Here is a 19,156-nt window from a genome sequence, read left to right on the forward strand (position 1 = left end):
GCCACTCAGCTTTTTGAACGGCCGCTTCTCAACGTCGCGAGATGGTGGTCAGGGCCCGGTGCTGTCAGCCAGACTGGAACGAAGCGGACCTTGGCGGGCGTCAACTCACCCGACAACGCAGCCTGCGAAAGCTTCTTCGGTAGGCTGAAAACGGAACTGTTTTATCCCGGGATTGGCAGGCAACGACCATCGAGCAGTTCGTTGAGGCAGTTAATTCCTACATCCGCTGGTACAACGAAAGGCGGATCAAGATCTCTCTTGGTTCGTTCAGCCCAATCGAATACCGGCAGAGCCTCGGACTTGCGGCGTAGAACCAGTCCAAGTTTTCGTCCGCATCCCCAGGGGGTCACTTCTAGATGGAAATCAACAGCAGGTAGGCCAGCGTGTCCTCCACCTCGGGGGCGATGGCGCCATACTCGTTGCAGAACGACACGTGCCAGCGGCCTGCGCCGATGCTGATGCGGATGATCTTTGGAAGACGGAGCGCGTCTAGGCTCTAGTCGATCGCCTTGTCTGCGCGAAGAAGGATCGAACTGAGAATGGGGATCCCGAGCGCTGCGGCTGTCTTCTTGTTCACCACCAACTCGAAACGAGTCATCTGATGAACTGGTAGTTCGGCCACTTTGGCGCCGCGTAAGATCTTGTCAACCTGCACGGCTGTGGCGGTCGCAATCTCGGACAGTCGCGGCCCGTAGGAAAAGAGGCAGCCTCGTGCAACTTGGAACTCGAACTCGCAGATGACGGGCAGCCGCCGTTGCAGTTGGTAGGCGGAGGTCGGCATCGTGAACGTGGTCTCGTCCGTGTAGAAGATGATGCCGTCGAGCGCGGCCGCGTCCAACGTCGCGAACGCCGGCGCGAAGTCCTTGGACGTCCTCACCACCACTGTCGTCAGCGTGCTTGCGCGCCGCATCCTTGAGCGATTGGAGATGCAGGTCGGCGCCGGGGTTGGTGGGGTTGTAGAGCACCGCTACGCGAGTGAGCGTAGGGACGAACTCCTTGAAGGTCTCAAGACGTTTGGCGTCCAGCAGCGGGGCCAAGCTCTCGGATCCCGTGAGATTTGCGCCGGGGCGAGCGAGGCTTTCGAACAATCCGACTTTCACGCCGTCATGCGACGCGTAGACCACGATGGGTATCGACTTGGTTGCCGCCTTGGCGGCAACCGCGGCGGTGTTTCCCAACACGACCATCACATCGACCTTGGCGTCGACGAGCTCCTGAACCATCGTCGGCAAGGCATCCGCGGAGCCATTGGCGGAGTACCGCCCTTCGAAGCGGGCGGACTTGCCATCGACCCATCCGAGGCGGTTGAGCTCCTGCTCTACGCCGGCCATGGCGCCTGGTCGTCCGTAGCCGGAGGCGAATCCGATGCGCGGGAGGTGAGCGGATGCAGGCGTGGCGCCTTGCGCCATGGTCAGGGCAGGCATCGCATGCGCGCAGAGGGCTACCAGTGCGAAGGCCACGCCTCGATAGGCATGCGACATGAAGCACCCCCTTGGAAAGAGGACTGGGCAGACCACGAGCCGATCGGCGCAGCAAGGCGGGCAATTCTCCAGCGCTCGTCGCGTGGCCCGGGGCGAATGATAGGCCTTGGGGCACTGGCTCGGCAACCTGGCGCCCGCCCGTCTGCCCGGCCCCTCAACCCCAGATGGACGCCGGCGCTGCCATCTCGTGCACCACTGAGCCAGCGCACGAGTCGTGACCAGCAGCATCAACAGTATGCACACCGCGTACGCGTTGATCAGCACGGTGAGGTAAACGAGGTGGTCGAGCAGCTCCATGGCTCGCTCTGAACGCATGTGGCCTACTCCCCCAGGCATTCCTGACGGCAGTTCTGTTCTCTAGCGTCTAAAGTCAGCTGGGCCCGCAATACCGCCCCGAATCAGGCGCTGGCGTTGCTCACAAGTGCCGTGCCGCGCGCTGGGGAAAACACCGGAGCTGTGACAAACGCGATCGAATGGTCGGCCAAACCGATGAGGCTCCGGGGGCCTCGGCGCGCGAATTACGAGCTGTGCACGAGTGACCGCTTTTGGCCGGGACCGCCCGGTGGCGTCGTTGTCCGAGAGCAGCCCTCGGGGCGGTCGGAGCCGCTTCGTCTGCTTTGACCGCGGTCAGGGTGGTTGATTGCTGGTCGGCGCATGGTTGTCTCCCTCAACTTGATGGGAGTCCATCATGGAAGCTACTCACAGCGCCGTTCATCGCGAGCCATGGAAACAAGGGAAAGATCGTCGGGCAAAAAGCGCCGTTCAAGGTTAAGGACATCTGGGCGCTTCGGGTTCGCCTTCAGATGGAGCACCGGGTGCGCGAGCTTGCGCTCTTCAACCTCGGGATCGACAGCAAGCTACGCGGCTGCGACCTAGTCGGCCTCAAAGTGCGGGACATCTGTCACGGGGACCAAGTGGCGACACGCGCCGTGGTGATGCAGCACAAGACCCAGCGTCCTGTGCAGTTCGAGATCACGCCAGTAACGCGCGATGCTGTGCAGAAGTGGATCAAGCAATCGGAGCGGAAGTCAGAAGATTTTCTGTTCCCAAGCCGTGTCCACGCTTCTCCACATCTCGGCACACGCCAGTACGCTCGTATTCTCGAGGGGTGGGTTGAGGAGCTGGGTCTTGATCCAGCTGAGTACGGTACGCAATCGATGCGGCGAACGAAGGCGACCTTGATCTATCGACGCACCAAAAACCTGCGCGCTGTGCAGTTGCTGCTCGGCCATGCCAAGCTCGAGTCGACGGTGAGGTACCTCGGCATCGAAGTGGATGATGCGTTGGAGATCTCCGAGCAAACTGAAATCTGATCCGCCCCGCGGTCGATCGGACGTACCGGTCGATCGCGGATCTCAAAGCCGTTGGATGGTACGGCCCCCTGGCAAGGCCCCTGGCGATGCACCCGAACGGCAGCTTCCTGGCGACACCTCAAAAATGGCGATCCCGGCCAGGACTGGTCATTCGAGGATGGGGCCAGGATGTTGACGTGGATAGCCACCACGGTCTACTGCCGGTCGAAGACGCTTTCATGAACCCCATGCGAGGCTGGCGCAGAGCCTCAGCGGATTCGAGTTCCGTAGGCCGTTGCAAGCATGCCCAACATAGTCCGATTTGCTCTGCGTTGCTCAACACGCTCCTCGGTCTTTTCCTTGGCCAGCGCCAGACCCCCTGCCCCCACTGCGGCCACAAGGGGCACTACGGAAGCCGATTGACCAAGCGCTGCGGCGAGAGTTGGCATGAACAATAGTGCGGCGCCAGCGGCTGCTCCCCCCAGCATGCCGACACCGGCGCCCCAGGTCTTTGGCGCGTACTTGTCCTGGAGGTCCCGGATGGCCTTCTTCTGCCGGTCAACCATGGTTTTGAGCCCATGATTTAGTTCGCGGACTACTGCGTCGAGGCTCATAAGGTCAGCTGCGGCCAATTGGGCCGTGAACTTCTTGAGCTCTTCACGGAACATGGTGTGTTCCATGTTGGTTCGAAGCTCAACTAATCCAGCCACCGGGATATTGCTCAGCCAGCCCAGGCTGTCATCCTGCAAGGCACGAAGGGTCGACAAGGCGTGCTTCGGCAACACCTGTTCGTTGACCAAGTCGCGAGCGAGAGCTTTCGAGCACATATCAAAGTAGTGCCATTGGACGGGTGACACCAAAAGTGGTTGCGCTTGGCGACCTTGCGCGTTCGCCAATAGGTGAAACACCGGACGAATCCGAGAGATGGTGTCCATCAGGACCAACGCTGCCGGCGGCATCCGGGTCATTTCCGTCCAACGGTCGGGGTGTTCATGGCCTTTCAAATTGGCCAGGTGGAGGCTAATCGCGTCCTGCCATCTGTACGTTGCCGAAGGGTCACCTCCTAGAGGCACGAATAGACGCTTCTGCATGGCAGCCTGCAAGAAGGCCTCCTCGTGCCCCCTGACATAGCTCGCGACATCGTCGATGGATCCCATGGTCCCAGCGCAAGCGGGCGCCAGAACCTTCAGGCCGAGTTCTGCGAGCCAAACTTTCGTGACGACATCGTGGCGCTCGAAGGACTTCTCAAAACTAGGAAAGACGAAAACGACGGGAGTCTTCAGCCCGGCATTGACCAAAGGTTCTAGCGCAAGGAGATGGTATAGGGTGTGGGCAAGCTGCACATGAGGTGCAATCAAGTCGCGACTTTCCGTCAATATCGAATGTACCGGGTCAGCAATTAGCTGCGTATCCACATAAAGACCCGCAGTGCGAACACCCGAAAGGCTCGCTGCGCTGAACTGCCTCTGCCCCCCCACCACCGACTTCATTCCTCCAAACGAAGTGGCGGCGCGCACCAAGTTAAGGTCGTTCCCCTTGTAAAAGGCTAGGAGCTCGTCAACTGCCTTGTTTACAGCTCGAGCGAGGGTCACGTGGTCCGAAATGCTGAGCTCCCTCATTCGTCGGTCGATTTGCTCGAATGTCGTGTACTCAGGAGCGGTGCCAGTCAATGCGGAAAACAGCCGACCGAAAAGGTGAAAGAGTTCCGTCTGCGCGGCAAGCGCGTCAAACGACTCGTTCGCTGGAGGCTCGGAGGCTGATGGGGTGCTCGCTTGTTGAGTGTCAACATACTCGTAGGCGGCCGCGGCGGCTCTGGCAGTAGGCGCAGTCAGGGCCCAAACCAGCACCAGACCCGTCGGACCTCGCGGAGCTGAGACGAGCTCCTTTGCCCACGCATGGTCTGCTCCATGTACAACGAGCGTCCCGGCTCGTATTGAGTCCGCGATGAGTGTTGCTCGGCGAGCCGCTTCGTGCGCCGGTGTGGATTCCACGCTTCTGCCTCCTTTCGACAGCTTCGCCTCGGCATCTTCTCTCAAGCCGCCTTCGACTTCAAGGGCGGCGGTCGGCATGCAGGTGGCCAACCTGCGGCTTGGCAAATCCGCCGCAAGGCGCGGAACGGGCGGGTGCTCGGCGGGAGGAGTTGACCAAAGCGTCGCGAGCCTTCGCCTAGGTCAGAATGCGAATCCTGCCTGACGCTGAGGGGGTGTGCACCAGCTTCGGGTTGCGAGATCTGAGCTCGTCCTGAGGCAGACATCAAGGACAGTTCGATACGATGACGGCAGCCGCATATCAGGACCGTCAGGCAACTTCAAGGAAGTTGGACTGATGCCCCAAAAAAAAGGAGACACCCTCTTGAACTGCAAAGTCCTGGATTCAGTGTTGCAGCAGGCCGTTGATGCGCAGGCGCTGGTGGGCGCATCGTATGCAGTAATTCTCGAAGGCAAGGTCATAGCACGCCATTGGGTGGGCCATGCGGACCGCGAAGCCGGCGTCTTGCTTCGCTCGGACCACCTGTTCCGCGCGTTCTCGAACACCAAGCTCGTGACCAGCATCGCGGCATTGCAGTTGCACGAACAGGGCCTCTTCGACTTTGACGATCCGGTGGGCGACTACTTACCGGCGCTGCAAGAACTCCGGGTGCTGAAACCCGGCGCTGTGTCACTGGACGACACGGAGCCGGCCCGTGAACCTGTTCGCATCCGGCACCTTCTCACGCACACAGCCGGCTTCACTTACGGCTTTCTCGACCCAACGGCGCCGATCGCGAAAGCCTACGCTCAAGCCGGGATGGCCGACCCGACGGTTTCCCTGGAAGAGCAGATCGCGCGACTCGCGCACCTCCCTTTGTTGTTCCAGCCAGGAACCCGCTGGAATTACTCCGTCGCAACCGACGTGGTCGGGCGACTGGTCGAGGTTCTCTCGGGATCGGCACTGGACCGCTACTTCGAGCGCCATGTGTTCCGGCCTGCAGGCATGACGGACACCGGATTCACCGTTCCGACGCAGCACGCGACGCGCCTTGCGGCGCTCTATGTCGGCGACCTTGCGACTCCGCTGAAGCCAGGCCTGGCGCGCGCCGATCGATTGATGCATCCAGGCGCTTACCTCGTGCCGCAGGCAAGGCTGAACCCGGGTGGCGGGCTGGTGACGTCATTGGACGACTACACCCGGCTGCTGCAGATTCTGCTGCGCGGCGGAGCACCATTGCTGCAACCAGAGTCCATGCGTCTTGTTGAGCAGAACCAACTCCCCGACGGCATGTGGATCCAGTTCCCCGGTTCCCCGATGATCAAAGGCCGCGGCCACAGTTTCGTCTCGTCGGTCACGGTCGATTCCTTCGAGGGCGAGCCGAACAGCCGGCCTGGCGACCTGCAGTGGGGCGGCCTTGCTGGCACGCACTGGTTCTACTCTCCGCGCGAACGCCTTGGCGCCGTACTGATGACCCAGCGCTACATGGGGTTCGGACTGCCATTCTGGTCGGAGTTCAAACAAGCGGTGCGCGCCTCAGGCCAAAGGGTCTGAGCCTAACTTGAATGTCTACTACTGGCCGACCACGGTAGCACGCGAGCATAGGACCGGCTTCCGCTCCTGCTACGAAGCGGCGGTTGCATGGTTGTCGTCGGCCTGAAACTGGTTGCAGCCAGTCGCCATTCGCGGCGGAACGACGGCACCCTCCGGAAGCCGTCCTTGGCGCTTCTCTGGTTAGCCGTAAGCTCTTCGCCGGAACCTGACCTTGCTTTCGTTCGACGACGATCGAGCCGCCTAAGGCTCGTGTGCACGGCTGCTTTCAGAACCTGCCAACAGCCGCTTCGGGTCCACCGAGCCCCTCGGCTTCTCGGTGTTCAACTGATAGTGCGGCTCCGAGTCACGGCTGCGGCAGGCTGCCAGAGCCGCCCATGGAAAACGCTTTGACTCACTCGAACACGATCACGCCACGCGCATTGCGCCCGTTGGCAAGGTCGTCGAAGGCCTGGGGTGCCTCGTCGATGCGATAGCGCCGCGTGATGAGTTCGTCGAGCTTGAGCTTGCCGGCCTGATAGAGCCCGAGCAGGCGAGGAAAGTCGTGCCGCGGGCGGGTCGAGCCGTAGTAGCTGCCTTTGAGCGTCTTCTCTTCCAGCGCGAAGCTGGCGGTCTTCAGCGTCGTGATGTCAGCGGGGCCGGCCAGGCCCACCACCACCGCGGTACCGCCCTTGCGCAGGCAACCGTAAGCCTGAGCCACGATCTCGCCATGGCCCACGCATTCGAACGCATAGTCTGCGCCGCCGCCGGTCAGCTTGCGCAGCGCCTTCACCACGTTCTCGCTCTCGGAGGCGTCCAGCACATGCGTGGCGCCGAAGGTCCGGGCCAGCTCGAGCTTGGAGGCGAGCATGTCGACCGCCACGATCATGGTGGCACCCGCGTTTTGGCAGCCTTGGATGACCGACAGGCCGACGCCGCCGGCCCCGAACACCACGCAGATCGACCCGGGCTCGACCTTGGCGGTGTTGCAGGCCGCGCCCCAGCCGGTCATCACGCCGCAGCCGATGAGTGCGCAGCGGTCGAGCGGCACGCCGGCCGCAACCTGGATCACGTTGTTCTTGTGCAGCGTGGCGTATTCGGCCATGACGCCGCAGCCGCCCATGGCGTTGAGGGGCTTGCCGTTCTCGTCGAAGGTGCGCGGCTTGCCACCGGGAAGCGTGTAGGGCGTGGTGTTGCCTGTATCGCAGAGGTTGGGCTTGCCGCTGGCGCAATAGCGGCAGGCGCCACAACTGTTGACGAAGCAGCTGATGACGGTATCGCCCACTTTCAGTTCGGTCACGCCTTCGCCCACCTGGCAGACCACGCCGGCACCCTCGTGGCCCAGGATCACGGGCGCGGGCAGCGGCAGCGTGCCGTTCGTCACCGACAAGTCGCTGTGGCAGACGCCGCATGCGCCGACCTTGATCATCACCTCGTGCGGCCCGGGCGCATGCACCACGATGTCTTCCACCTTCACGGCGCCGCCATCGGCGCGGTAGACGACGGCCTTCGATTTCATGTCCATGGTTGCTTGCCTCTTCGGATTGATGAATACGGGCACGATCAGCCGACGAGGGTCTGAACCGCGGTGTACGCCAGGAGCCCCTCGACGCCGTTTTCGACGCCCAGGCCTGATTGCTTGCGGCCGGCGAACGGGACCTGCGGGTCCAGCAGGTGCAATGCATTGATCCACACGGTGCCGGCTTCCAGGCGCGCGGCCACGGCGCGCGCAGCCTCGACATCGTTGCTCCACACCAAGGCCCCCAGGCCATATTCGGTGGCATTGGCCCGCTGTACGGCTTCATCCACGCTTGCGTAGCGCAGCAGCGGAACCACGGGCCCGAATGGCTCTTCCTGCACGATGCGCGAATCCTCGGGCGGATTGTCCAGCACCGTGGGCGGGATGAAGTAGCCCGGACCCGCGGGTATGTCGCCGCCGGCCAGGAAGCGGTGGCCGCTGGCACGGCAGTCCTCGATGAGCGACTTCACCCGCTCGTATTGCTGACGGTTCTGGATCGGGCCGATCGTCACGCCTTCCTCCGTCCCCGGACCCATCCGGGTTGCCCGGGCTGCTTCGGCGAAAGCGGTGGCAAACCGGTCGTAGATGGATTCGTGCACGTAGATGCGCTTGGCCGCGATGCAGACCTGGCCCGAGTTGAGGAAGGCACCCATGAACAGCCGGCGAGCGGTCTTCACAGGGTCGGCATCGGGCAGCACGACAGCAGCATCGTTTCCACCCAGCTCCAGCGTGAGGTGCTTGAGCGTGGGCGCGGCCGATGCCATGACGCGCCGGCCGGTTGCGGTGGAGCCCGTGAAGCCCACCTTGGCAATGCCTGGATGCGCGGTAATCATGGGCCCCAGCGCATCGCCGCCTGTGAGCACGTTGAGCACGCCGGGCGGAAAAAGGTCGGCGGCCAGTTCGCCGAGCCGCAAGGTGGCCAGCGGCGTGAAGGGCGAGGGCTTGAGGATCAGCGTGTTGCCCGCCAGCAAGGCCGGGCCCAGCTTCATCGCCGCCAGCGTCAACGGGAAGTTCCACGGCGCTATCGCCGCCACTACGCCCAGCGGCACCCGCCGGGTGGTCCATCGAACGCCCTGCGCGTCGATGCGCTCGGTCATCGGGAGGACCAGTTGTGCGGTGCCGCGGAGCCAGTGCACGGTGGTCGACACCTCGGCCTTGGCCATCGGCAGCGGCCGACCTTGCTCCTGCGTGATCAGCAAAGCCAGTTCGTCGGCGTGCGCCTTGATTCGGGCAGCCAGCGCCAGGAGGCGTTCGGCGCGCTGCGCGTACGGCGTGTCGCGCCAACCCGGGAAGGCCGAGCGCGCCGCCTGCACGGTGGCGTCGAGAAGCTCGGCCGTGCAGTCGGGCACCCGGGCGATCTCCTTTTCGGTGGCCGGGTCCAGCACGGGCAGGGTGGCCGGCAAGTCCAGCAGTCGGCCATTGGAAAGCATGCGATAGGCGAGGGTCATGCGAGAGACGTCCAGAGCAAAGGCGCCAGTGGATCGCAAGGCCGGTTGCAGGCATCCACCCGAGCCGGGGGGTAGGGCGCACCCGGGGCGCGAGCATCGGCAGGCGGGGCCACCCACACCGGGTGGTGATCGCCTGGGCGTCGGCTCCAAGAATCCATGCATCGACCGGCAGGGGTGCCCGCAAGACGCCGCCCGCTGCTCCAACCATCAGGAGACCGCCTTGGACATTCAACGCAACGTGTTTCGCGAGGACCACGAAATGCTGCGCGAGACCGCGCGGCGCTTCTTCGAGCGCGAATGCCTGCCGCGCCAGGCGCAGTGGGACGCGGACGGCCGCACCGATCGCGAAACCTGGCTGAAGGCCGGGCGCGAGGGCCTGCTGTGCGTGACCGTGCCCGAGGAATACGGCGGCGGTGGTGGCGACTTCGGCCACTCGGCCGTGCTGGCCGAAGAGCTGCACCGCTCGGGCGTGTCGGGCTTCAGCCTCTCGGTGCATTCGGACATCACCGCGCCCTACATCGTGCGCTTCGGCTCCGACGAGCAGAAGAAGCGCTGGCTGCCCGGGATCTGCCGCGGCGAGACCATCATGGCCATCGCAATGACCGAGCCGGGCACGGGCAGCGACCTGAAGTCGGTACGCACCACGGCCGTTCGCGACGGCAACGAGTGGGTCATCAACGGCAGCAAGACCTTCATCAGCAACGGCCTCAACTGCGACATGGTGCTGGTGGCCTGCAAGACCGATCCGTCGGCCGGGGCCAAGGGCGTGAGCCTGATCATGGTGGAGACCGGGCGTCCGGGCTTTCGTCGCGGGCGCAAGCTCGAAAAGGTGGGCCAGCCGGCCGCCGACACCACCGAGATGTTCTTCGACAACGTGCGCGTGCCGCTGGACAACCTGCTCGGAGAAGAGAACAAGGGCTTCGCCTACCTGATGCAGGAGCTGGCCCAGGAGCGGCTGATCATCGCCGTGTACTGCACCGCCAAGCTCGAACGCCTGCTGGAGCAGACCATCGCGTACGTGAAGGAACGCAAGGTGTTCGGGCAGACCGTGTGGGACTTCCAGAACACCAAGTTCAAGCTGGCCGACATCAAGACGCAGGCCGTGGCCGCGCGCACGCTGGTGGACCACTACATCGCCGAGCACACGCGGCGCCGCATCACCGTGCAGGAAGCGGCCATCGCCAAGCTGTTCGCCACCGAGACCCTGTGGAAGTGCATCGACGAGATGGTGCAGCTGCACGGCGGCTACGGCTACATGCTGGAGTACCCCATTGCCCGCGCCTTCTGCGACTACCGCATCGCACGCGTGTTCGGCGGCACCAGCGAGGTCCAGCGCGACCTCATCTCGCGCAGGCTCTGAGCGCGCCCTGAATCCATCCCCCATTGAAGAAAGAACAGCGATGACTGAAAAGGTGCTGGTGGCCGGTGTCGGCATGATTCCCTTCGCCAAGCCCGGCGCGAGCCTGAGCTACACGCAAATGGGCGCCGAGGCGGTGCGCCGCGCGCTCGAAGACGCAGGCATCGCCTACGACGCGGTGCAGGAGGCCTACGCCGGCTACGTCTACGGCGACTCCACCTGCGGCCAGACCGCGCTGTACGAAGTCGGCATGACCGGCATCCCGGTGGTCAACGTCAACAACAACTGCTCGACCGGCTCCACCGCATTGTTCCTCGCGCGCAAGGCCATCGAGTCCGGCTCGGCCGATTGCGTGCTGGCGGTGGGATTCGAGCAGATGCAGGCCGGCGCGCTCAAGTCGCACTGGAGCGACCGCCCCGTGACGCGCGAGCGCTTCATGCCGGTGCTGCGCGGCCTGACGGCCGACATGGGCGACATGCCGCAGGCCGTGCGCACCTTCGTCGGTGCCGGCCGCGAGCACATGGAGCGCTACGGAACCCGCATGGAGACCTTCGCCGCCGTGCGCGCCAAGGCCAGCCGCCATGCCGCCAACAACCCGCTGGCGCTGTTTCGCAAGGTCGTCTCCACCGAGGACGTGATGAACGACACCGTGCTCTTTCCCGGGGTGATGACCCGCCTCATGGCTTGCCCGCCCACGTGCGGCGGGGCCGCGGCGATTTTGGTGTCGGAGCGCTTTGCCAGGAAGCACGGCCTGCGCACCGACGTGCAGATCAAGGCCCAGGCCATGACCACGGACCCGAAGCAATCCTTCGAGCCGCCGTCGATGCTGAGCTGGGTCGGCACCCACATGACGACCCAGGCCGCCGGCATGGTCTACGAGAAGGCCGGCGTGGGTCCCCAGGACATCGACGTGTGCGAGTTGCACGACTGCTTCGCGCAGAACGAGGTCATCAGCTACGAGGCGCTGGGCTTCTGCCCCGAAGGCGGCGCGGAGAAGTTCGTGGCCGATGGCGACAACACCTACGGCGGCCAAGTGGTCGTCAACCCATCGGGCGGCCTGCTCTCCAAGGGCCACCCGCTCGGGGCGACGGGCCTGGCGCAGTGCTACGAGCTCACGCACCAGCTGCGCGGCAGCGCCGAGCAGCGCCAGGTGCCCGGCGCGCGGCTGGCATTGGCCCACAACGTCGGCCTGGGCGGTGCCTGCGTGGTCACGTTGTACGGCAGGAACTGAGGCGGCCCGGCCATGAATCTGCGTCCGACGCCCGGGCAGGCAGCCTTTCGCGAGGAGGTGCGCGCATTCATCCGCGAGCGGCTGCCGAAGGAGATCCGCGAGCGCCTTCACCAGGGTCATTCACCGCGCAAGCAGGACACCGTGACCTGGCAGCGCATCCTGCACGAGCGCGGCTGGGCCGCGCCGCACTGGCCCAAGGAATTCGGTGGCGCGGGTCTGGGCATCGCCGAGCGGTTGATCCTGCTGGAAGAACTGCAGCGCGGCGGCGCACCGGTGCCGCTCGCCTTCAACGTGACCATGCTGGGCACCGTGCTGCTGCGCTACGGAACGCCGGCGCAAAAGGAATTCTTCCTGCCGCGCCTCGCGGGCCTGGACCTGTGGTTCTGCCAGGGATTTTCCGAGCCCGGGGCGGGCTCCGACCTGGCGTCCCTGCGAACCCGTGCGGTGCGCGACGGCGACCACTATGTGGTCGACGGCCAGAAGACCTGGACCACCATGGCGCACGAGGCGGACTGGATCTTTGCGCTGGTGCGCACCGAACAGGCGGCGCGCAAGCAGGACGGCATCTCCTTCCTGCTGATCGACATGAAGAGCCCGGGCGTGACGGTTCGCCCGATCGTCTCCATCGACGGCCAGCACCACCTCAACGAGGTGTTCTTCGATGGCGTGAGCGTGCCGGTTGCCAATCGGGTGGGCGAGGAGGGCCGAGGGTGGGACTGCGCCAAGTACCTGTTGGCCAGCGAACGCACCGGCATCGCGAGCATCGGCCTGTGCTGGGAACGGCTGGCGCATGCGCATGCGCTGGCGGCTTCGCTGCAGCAGGGCGCGGGCACCCTGGCGTACGACGCCAAGCTGGGCGCCGAGCTGGCGGTGCTGGGCGCCGAGATCCGGGCGCTGGAACTCACCAACTGGCGCTTCCTGCTCGACACTGAAGTCGCTCGGCGCAACCCGGGCTTCGCCTCGGTGCTCAAGCTCAAGGGCTCGGAGCTGCTGCAGTCGCTCAGCTCGCTGGTCGCTCGGCTGGCCGGTCCGGCCGGCCTGGAACGCCGCGATGCGGAAGGAGCCGATGCACGGCATCCGCTCGCGGCCAGCGCCGCGCGCTATTTCTTCTATCGCGCCACCTCGATCTACGGGGGCTCCAGCGAGGTGCAGCGCGACATTCTTGCCAAGACGCTGTTGGGCTAGCCATGGACTTCGAACTTTCAGACGACCAGCAGCAACTCGCGCAGAGCCTGGACCGCGTGCTGCGTGCGCATTGCAGCTTCGAGAAGCGCCAGGCCATCGCCGCAACCGACGCCGGCTGGAGCGAGCCGCTGTGGGGCCAACTGGCCCAGCTCGGCGTGACGGCGCTGGGCATCGCCGAAAGGCATGGCGGCCTGGGTGGCGGCGCGATTGAGCGGCTGCCGGTGCTGCAGGCCTTCGGGGCGGTGCACTTGCTGGAGCCCTACCTTGCCACTTGCGTACTTGGCGCTACGGCGGTGCAGGCGGCTGGAAGCTCGGCCCAACAGGCAGCGCTGCTTCCTGCAGTGGCCGAAGGTCGCGCGCGACTCGCATGGGCCCACGACGAGGCCGCGACGCGTCATGCCCCGCTGTGGGTCCAGGCCCGCGCCAGGCGCGACGGCGCGAGCTGGCGCCTGACGGGCATCAAGTCGCTCGTGCTGGGTGCTGCCGCGGCGACGCGGTGGGTGGTGAGCGCGCGCATCGAAGGCGAGCCGGACGCCGAGCAGGGACTGGCCCTGTTCCTCGTCCGGCCCGATGCAGCCGGCGTGCGCTTGCGCAGCTTCCGGCTCGTGGATGACACGCCGGCCGGCGAACTCGCGCTCGATGATGCCGAAGCCGAGGCGCTGGGCGACGCCACCGACAGTGGCTGCGCGGCGGCTGCCATTCGCGCCGTGCAGGCGGCCGGCACCGCTGCCGCCTGCGCCGACATGGTGGGCGCGATGGAAAGCGCCTTCGCTCTCACCACCTCCTACGTCAACACGCGCCAACAGTTCGGCCGTGCCATCGGCGACTACCAGGCCGTGCGCCATCGCAGCGCCGACATGGCCGTGGCCCTCGAGATGGCGCGCAGCATGGCGATCGCAGCGGCCGGCGCCGCCGACGATCAGGACGCGCCGGGCGCCGCGGTTGAACTGGCGCGCGCCAAGCTCGTCGTCGGCCGCCATGCGCGCGCCCTCTGCGAAGCGGCCATCCAGTCGCACGGCGGCATCGGCATGACCGAGGAATACGCCGTGGGCCACTGCCTGCGCCGCGTGCATGTGCTGGACCACCTGTTCGGCGACGTCGACGCGCAGGCGGCCGCGCTGGCCAGGCTTGCGCGGCCGGTCGGCGTCGACTGAGCGCGGCACCGTCGAACGAATGTTTTGGACGAACCAACCGAAAACCCCAGGAGACAAATAATGAGAAAGCTTCGAGCCCTTCGCGTCATTGGCGCGGCATTCGGCCTGCTGGCAGCGGCAGCCGCCCTTCACGCCCCGGCCTTGGCGCAACATGCCTACCCGGCCCATCCGGTGCGCTTCATCGTTCCGCTGGGCCCTGGCAGCGGCTCGGACACCATCACGCGACTCGCGGCCAAGCTGGCCTCGACCGAACTGGGCCAGCCGACCTTCGTGGAGAACAAGCCGGGCGGGGACGCGATCCTGGCCGTGCAGAGCCTGCTGGCCTCGCCGGCGGATGGCTACAGCGTTCTCATGCTTTCCCCGTCGTCGATGGTGATCAACCCGCTCATCAACGACAGCCTGCCGTACGATGCGCAGCGCGACCTTCGGCCGCTGGCCACCGCCTTGCGCAGTGCCGCAGTGCTGGTGACTGGCGCCAACTCGCCCTACAAGTCCTATGCCGAGGTGACTGCCGCCGCACGCAGCAAGCCCAGGACGGTCAGCATGGCCAGCTACAGCCACCACTACCGCATCGGGGCGTTGATGCTGCAGCAGGCAGCTGGCGTGGAGTTCAACTACATCCCCTACAAGACCCCCGGCCAGGTCCAGACCGACCTGATGGGCGGACAGGTCGACCTGGCGCTGCTCGACATCGGCGGCGCGATGCCGCTCATCGCCTCCGGCAAGGTGCGCGCGCTGGCGGTGACGGGCAAGGAGCGCCATCCTCAACTGGCAACGGTGCCCACCCTGCGCGAAAGCGGCCTGCCCAACTACGACCTCTACGTATGGATCGGCTTCGGCGTTGCCGCCAAGACGCCCGAGCCCGTGACCAAGGCGCTGGAGGCCGCGCTGCTCAAGGCGATGGCGCAGCCCGAATTCCGCACCTACGTCACGCAGAACGCCGGTGCCGAGGCCTTCACCGTCGGCAGCAAGGAATTCGATGCGCTCATCGCATCCGAGCGCGCGCGCTATCAGCAGCTGGCCAGGCAGGTCGACATCTCGGGCCGCTAAGCATGCGGCCCACTGAACGAGGAACAAGCATGAATCCGATCTGCAAGGACCGCGTGGTCGTCATCACCGGCGCCGGTCGCGGCCTGGGACGCGAATATGCGCTCGAGTTCGCCCGCCAGGGTGCCAAGGTGGTGGTCAATGATCTTGGCGGTCGCGGCGACGGCGTCGGCAGTGGCACCAGCGGCCCTGCGATCGAGGTGGTGAAAGAGATCGAGGCCCTGGGCGGCCAGGCCGTGGCCAACGCCGACGACGTCGCCGACTGGAATGGCGCCAAGCGCCTGATTGACACCGCCATCGAGGCCTTCGGCGGCCTCGACGTGCTGGTCAACAACGCCGGAATCCTGCGCGACCGCACCCTGGTCAACATGGAAGAGGAAGACTGGGATGCGGTGATTCGCGTGCACATGCGCGGCACCTTCGCGCCCGCGCGCCACGCGGCCGCCTACTGGCGCGCCGAATCGAAGGCGGGTCGGCAGCGAGATGCCCGCATCATCAATACCAGTTCGTCGTCGGGCCTGTACTGCAATGCGGGCCAGTCCAACTATGGCGCGGCCAAGGCGGGCATCGCCGCGATGTCGGTCATTGCCGCGCGCGAGCTGGACCGCTATGGCGTCACCGTCAACGCCATCTATCCGACAGCGGCCAGCCGCCTGACCGACGACATCTTCGCCACCGGCGAATGGGCCACCATGCGTGCCGAGTCGCTGGCCAAGGGCTTCGATCCGCTGGCACCGGACAACGTCGCGCCGCTGGTGGCGTGGCTGGGCAGCGCCGAGTCCGCCAGCATCACCGGCCGCGTCTTCGGCGCGCGCGGTGGCCGCATCACGGTGGCCGAAGGTTGGCACGCCGGCCCCCGCATCGAAAAGGAAGGCCGTTGGAGCGCGCAGGAGCTGGGCGCGCTGATTCCAGACCTCGTGAAGCAGGCCGCGCCCAATGCGCTGACCACCGGTGAGATCCCTGCGCAATGACGGGAGTGATGCCATGAGCCATTTGCTCGAAGCCTTCCGCCTGGCGCAGCTTCCGCCGGAAGCAGAGGCGTTCCGCGCCGAAGTTCGCGAATTTCTCGCCGTCAACCTGCCCGCTGCCGCACCCTCGCAACGCGCGAGAACCTGGATGGGCTTCGACGCCGACTTCAGCCGCCGCCTGGCCGTGCGCGGCTGGGTCGGCATCACCTTGCCTGCGCAGTGGGGTGGCGCGGGCCTGGATGCCTACCGACGCTTCGTGCTGGTCGAGGAAATGCTTGCGGCCGGCGCACCGGTCGCGGCCCATTGGATTGCCGACCGGCAGAGCGGCCCGCTGATTGCCAAGTTCGGCAGCGATGCGCAAAAGGATTTCTACCTGCCGCGCATCTGCCGCGGAGAAGCGTTCTTCTGCATCGGGATGAGCGAGCCCAACGCCGGCTCGGACCTGGCCAGCGTGCGCACCCGCGCCACGCGTTGCGAGGGCGGCTGGCGCCTGTCGGGCCGCAAGATCTGGACCACCAACGCGCACCGCTCGCACTACATGATTGCGCTGGTGCGGACCTCGGGCGCCCCAGAGGACCGCCAGAACGGCCTGTCGCAGCTCATCGTCGACCTCGAGCTTCCGGGCATCGAGGTGCGTCCCATCCTCGACCTGGCGGGCGATGCGCATTTCTCCGAGGTGAGCTTCGACGACGTCTTCCTGGCCGACGACGCGCTGATCGGCGAGGAGGGCAGTGGCTGGAAGCAGGTCAACGCCGAGTTGGCCTTCGAGCGCAGCGGCCCCGAGCGCCTCTATTCGAGTGTGGTGCTGCTCGATACCTGGATCGCCGCACTGCGCAGCAGCGGCTGGTCGCCCGGCGAGGCGGCGCTGGTGGGCAGCTTCACCACGCAGCTGGCCACGCTGCGCAACCTGTCGGTGGCCGTCACGGCCAAGCTCGCGCGCGGCGAAAGCCCGGTGGTGGAAGCGGCACTGGTCAAGGACATCGGCACCGAGTTCGAGCAGACGATTCCGGCCATGCTCGAGGCCGCCATCGCTGCCGACCCCAAGCGACCGGTCGATCCGGAACTGCACCGCACCGTGGCCTACCTGAGCCAGATCTCGCCCACCTTCTCGTTGCGTGGCGGCACCCGCGAGATCCTTCGCGGCATGATCGCGCGCGGCCTGGGGCTGCGCTGAGAGCAAGAGAGGAACCCCATGTTCACCGAAGCGATTGAAAACATACTGGCCGACCAATGCACGCCGGCGGCCATCCGCCGGATCGAGGGCGGCGGGTCTCCGAGCGCCCTGTGGGGCGCACTGGCCGAGTCGGGATTCCTGGAACTGATGGCCAATGAAGAAGCGGGCGGCGCCGGGCTCGACCTGGCGGGCATCTTCCCGATCTTCGTGGCCTTCGGCCGCCATGCGCTGCCGGTGCCGGCGGCGCAGTCGATCGCGGCGCGCGCACTGCTGCGCGGCGCCGCGCTGCCCGAAGGGATGATCACGCTGGCCGGCCACGGCCGCCGCACGGCGGACGGTGACTTCGTCGCCGCCAACCTGGCGTTCGGCGAGATGGCCGAGTTCGCGCTCGCGGACGTCGACGGCCAGCTCGTGCTGCTGGATGCGCGACTGGCCGAACGCCGGGCCTCGGGCGTGCACGGCAGCCTGAGTGCCACTCTGCGCTGGTCGAAAGAGGTCATCGGCCAGCCGCTGGGCGACCACGGCGCCGAGGTCGGCTTCTTCAGCGCGGCGCTGCATGCGGCTGCCATCGCCGGTGCCATGGAACGGCTGTTCGGCATGACGCTTGCCTACTGCAACGACCGCGTGCAGTTCGGCAAGCCGATCGGCAAGTTCCAGTCGGTGCAGCACCAGTTGGCGGTCATGGCCGAGCACGTGGCCTGCGCCGGCGTTGCCGCAGAGCTGGCCTTTCCGGCCGGCGCGCGCGTGCCCACGAGATTGGCGGCGGCCACCGCCAAGTCGCGCACCGGCATGTCGGTTCCGATCGTGGCGGCGGCGGCCCATGCGCTGCATGGCGCCATCGGGGTGACCGCGGAATTCGACCTCCAGCTCTACAGCCGGCGCCTGCATGAATGGCGCATGGCCGATGGCTCGGAGCCCTACTGGAACCGCATCGTGGGCGAGACGCTGCTGTCGCAGCCCCAAGGCACGGTGCTGCGCTTTGCCATGGAGGAGATCCAAGCATGAATGAATTCCTGAAGTACGAGCAGCAGGGTGGCATCGTCACGCTGACCATGAGCGACCCTGAGCGTCGCAACGCGCTCACCGGCAACAACGCGGTGCCCGAATTCCTGGCCGCCATCGACCGCATCCACGCGGATCACTCGGTGCGTGCGGTCATCCTCACCGGGTCGGGCAGCGCGTTTTCCTCGGGAGGCAACGTCCGCGACATGGGCCGCTACGCCGAGATGGCGCCGATGGATCTGCGCCGCGAGTACCGCCTGGGCATCCAGAAGCTGCCGCTGGCGCTGTTCAACCTCGAGGTGCCGGTGATCGCGGCCGTCAACGGCGCGGCCATCGGCGCGGGCCTGGACCTGGCCTGCATGTGCGACATCCGGATCGCGGCACAGGAGGCCAGGTTTGCTGAGAGCTTCGTCAAGCTCGGCATCATCCCGGGCGATGGCGGCGCGTGGCTGCTGCCGCGCATCATCGGCCTGTCGCGCGCGACCGAACTGACGCTGACCGGCCAGACGATCGACGCGCGTCAGGCGCAGGAATGGAACCTGGTCTCGCGCGTGTTGCCTCAGGCAGAGCTCATGGATGCCGCGCGCGCCATCGCCCAGAGCATCGCCGACAACCCGCCCCATGCGGTGCGCCTGGCCAAGCGCCTGCTGCGCGAATCGCTGCACACGCGGCTCGACACCCTGCTGGAGATGTCGGCCGCGTTCCAGGTGCTGGCGCACCAGAACACGGATCACCACGAAGCGGTGGCGGCGTTCATCGAGAAACGGCCGCCGCAGTTCCGCGGCTAGTCGAAGAAGAAG

Annotated in this window: 13 protein-coding genes and 3 pseudogenes; 12 read left to right on the top strand and 4 right to left on the bottom strand. The window is 65.9% G+C overall.

Annotated elements, in window-relative coordinates:
• Positions 1-105: 105 nt before the first annotated feature.
• Positions 106-311 (top strand): annotated as a pseudogene (locus QTH87_RS22585) (IS3 family transposase); the annotation flags it as partial.
• A gap of 185 nt (positions 312-496) precedes the next feature.
• Here the strand turns inward: QTH87_RS22585 and QTH87_RS26220 are convergent.
• Positions 497-1,817, bottom strand: a pseudogene (locus QTH87_RS26220) (ABC transporter substrate-binding protein).
• A gap of 352 nt (positions 1,818-2,169) precedes the next feature.
• Between QTH87_RS26220 and QTH87_RS22595 the strand changes: the two are divergent.
• Positions 2,170-2,794, top strand: a pseudogene (locus tag QTH87_RS22595) (tyrosine-type recombinase/integrase).
• A 248-nt stretch (positions 2,795-3,042) separates the two neighbouring features.
• On the opposite strand, the gene QTH87_RS22600 reads toward QTH87_RS22595, so the two are convergent.
• Positions 3,043-4,842 carry a hypothetical protein gene (locus tag QTH87_RS22600; protein ID WP_286612317.1) on the bottom strand — a complete coding sequence of 600 codons (1,800 nt, stop codon included), beginning with the start codon at positions 4,840-4,842 and terminating at the stop codon, positions 3,043-3,045.
• 283 nt (positions 4,843-5,125) lie between these two features.
• Here QTH87_RS22600 and QTH87_RS22605 point away from each other — a divergent pair, with 283 nt between their 5' ends.
• A complete protein-coding gene (locus tag QTH87_RS22605; protein ID WP_286612318.1) occupies positions 5,126-6,295 on the top strand; it encodes a serine hydrolase domain-containing protein in 1,170 nt (389 codons plus the stop codon).
• A 391-nt stretch (positions 6,296-6,686) separates the two neighbouring features.
• Here QTH87_RS22605 and QTH87_RS22610 read toward each other — a convergent pair whose 3' ends face one another.
• Both QTH87_RS22610 and QTH87_RS22615 read right to left on the bottom strand, forming a co-directional pair.
• The gene (locus QTH87_RS22610; RefSeq protein ID WP_286612319.1) at positions 6,687-7,790 is read right to left on the bottom strand and encodes a Zn-dependent alcohol dehydrogenase; all 1,104 of its coding nucleotides are present in this window, start codon (positions 7,788-7,790) and stop codon (positions 6,687-6,689) included.
• A gap of 44 nt (positions 7,791-7,834) precedes the next feature.
• A complete protein-coding gene (locus QTH87_RS22615) occupies positions 7,835-9,238 on the bottom strand; it encodes an aldehyde dehydrogenase family protein (RefSeq protein WP_286612320.1) in 1,404 nt (467 codons plus the stop codon).
• A 220-nt stretch (positions 9,239-9,458) separates the two neighbouring features.
• On the opposite strand from QTH87_RS22615, the gene QTH87_RS22620 reads away from it, so the two are divergent.
• From QTH87_RS22620 to QTH87_RS22660, 9 genes are read left to right on the top strand one after another with little or no spacing between them, the layout of a single operon-like run.
• A complete protein-coding gene (locus QTH87_RS22620) occupies positions 9,459-10,598 on the top strand; it encodes an acyl-CoA dehydrogenase family protein (RefSeq protein WP_286612321.1) in 1,140 nt (379 codons plus the stop codon).
• Positions 10,599-10,638: 40 nt separating this feature from the next.
• Complete coding sequence (locus QTH87_RS22625; protein ID WP_286612322.1) at positions 10,639-11,826, top strand: lipid-transfer protein; 1,188 nt, start codon at positions 10,639-10,641, stop codon at positions 11,824-11,826.
• A gap of 12 nt (positions 11,827-11,838) precedes the next feature.
• Positions 11,839-13,011 carry an acyl-CoA dehydrogenase family protein gene (locus QTH87_RS22630; RefSeq protein ID WP_286612323.1) on the top strand — a complete coding sequence of 391 codons (1,173 nt, stop codon included), beginning with the start codon at positions 11,839-11,841 and terminating at the stop codon, positions 13,009-13,011.
• A gap of 2 nt (positions 13,012-13,013) precedes the next feature.
• On the top strand, positions 13,014-14,165 hold the full coding sequence (locus QTH87_RS22635) for an acyl-CoA dehydrogenase family protein (RefSeq protein ID WP_286612324.1): 1,152 nt from the start codon (positions 13,014-13,016) through the stop codon (positions 14,163-14,165).
• A gap of 60 nt (positions 14,166-14,225) precedes the next feature.
• Positions 14,226-15,215: a tripartite tricarboxylate transporter substrate binding protein gene (locus QTH87_RS22640; protein WP_286612325.1), complete on the top strand. Its 990-nt coding sequence runs from the start codon at positions 14,226-14,228 to the stop codon at positions 15,213-15,215.
• A gap of 29 nt (positions 15,216-15,244) precedes the next feature.
• Positions 15,245-16,183 carry an SDR family oxidoreductase gene (locus QTH87_RS22645; protein ID WP_286612326.1) on the top strand — a complete coding sequence of 313 codons (939 nt, stop codon included), beginning with the start codon at positions 15,245-15,247 and terminating at the stop codon, positions 16,181-16,183.
• Positions 16,184-16,196: 13 nt separating this feature from the next.
• Positions 16,197-17,354 carry an acyl-CoA dehydrogenase family protein gene (locus QTH87_RS22650; protein WP_286612327.1) on the top strand — a complete coding sequence of 386 codons (1,158 nt, stop codon included), beginning with the start codon at positions 16,197-16,199 and terminating at the stop codon, positions 17,352-17,354.
• 18 nt (positions 17,355-17,372) lie between these two features.
• Positions 17,373-18,359 carry an acyl-CoA dehydrogenase family protein gene (locus QTH87_RS22655; protein ID WP_286612328.1) on the top strand — a complete coding sequence of 329 codons (987 nt, stop codon included), beginning with the start codon at positions 17,373-17,375 and terminating at the stop codon, positions 18,357-18,359.
• Positions 18,356-19,144 carry a crotonase/enoyl-CoA hydratase family protein gene (locus QTH87_RS22660; RefSeq protein ID WP_286612329.1) on the top strand — a complete coding sequence of 263 codons (789 nt, stop codon included), beginning with the start codon at positions 18,356-18,358 and terminating at the stop codon, positions 19,142-19,144. Before QTH87_RS22655 ends, QTH87_RS22660 begins: the two co-directional genes overlap by 4 nt.
• Positions 19,145-19,156: the final 12 nt, after the last annotated feature.

The organism is Variovorax jilinensis, from assembly GCF_030316885.1.
Lineage (GTDB): Bacteria > Pseudomonadota > Gammaproteobacteria > Burkholderiales > Burkholderiaceae_C > Variovorax > Variovorax jilinensis.

Bases quoted from the DNA above. Each gene is read 5' to 3' on its own strand.
- QTH87_RS22625 (WP_286612322.1), top strand. From the start codon at position 10,639: ATGACTGAAAAGGTGCTGGTGGCCGGTGTCGGCATGATTCCCTTCGCC.
- QTH87_RS22660 (WP_286612329.1), top strand. From the start codon at position 18,356: ATGAATGAATTCCTGAAGTACGAGCAGCAGGGTGGCATCGTCACGCTG.
- QTH87_RS22610 (WP_286612319.1), bottom strand. From the start codon at position 7,790: ATGAAATCGAAGGCCGTCGTCTACCGCGCCGATGGCGGCGCCGTGAAG.
- QTH87_RS22640 (WP_286612325.1), top strand. From the start codon at position 14,226: ATGAGAAAGCTTCGAGCCCTTCGCGTCATTGGCGCGGCATTCGGCCTG.
- QTH87_RS22600 (WP_286612317.1), bottom strand. From the start codon at position 4,842: ATGCCGACCGCCGCCCTTGAAGTCGAAGGCGGCTTGAGAGAAGATGCC.
- QTH87_RS22635 (WP_286612324.1), top strand. From the start codon at position 13,014: ATGGACTTCGAACTTTCAGACGACCAGCAGCAACTCGCGCAGAGCCTG.
- QTH87_RS22650 (WP_286612327.1), top strand. From the start codon at position 16,197: ATGAGCCATTTGCTCGAAGCCTTCCGCCTGGCGCAGCTTCCGCCGGAA.
- QTH87_RS22615 (WP_286612320.1), bottom strand. From the start codon at position 9,238: ATGACCCTCGCCTATCGCATGCTTTCCAATGGCCGACTGCTGGACTTG.
- QTH87_RS22630 (WP_286612323.1), top strand. From the start codon at position 11,839: ATGAATCTGCGTCCGACGCCCGGGCAGGCAGCCTTTCGCGAGGAGGTG.
- QTH87_RS22655 (WP_286612328.1), top strand. From the start codon at position 17,373: ATGTTCACCGAAGCGATTGAAAACATACTGGCCGACCAATGCACGCCG.
- QTH87_RS22645 (WP_286612326.1), top strand. From the start codon at position 15,245: ATGAATCCGATCTGCAAGGACCGCGTGGTCGTCATCACCGGCGCCGGT.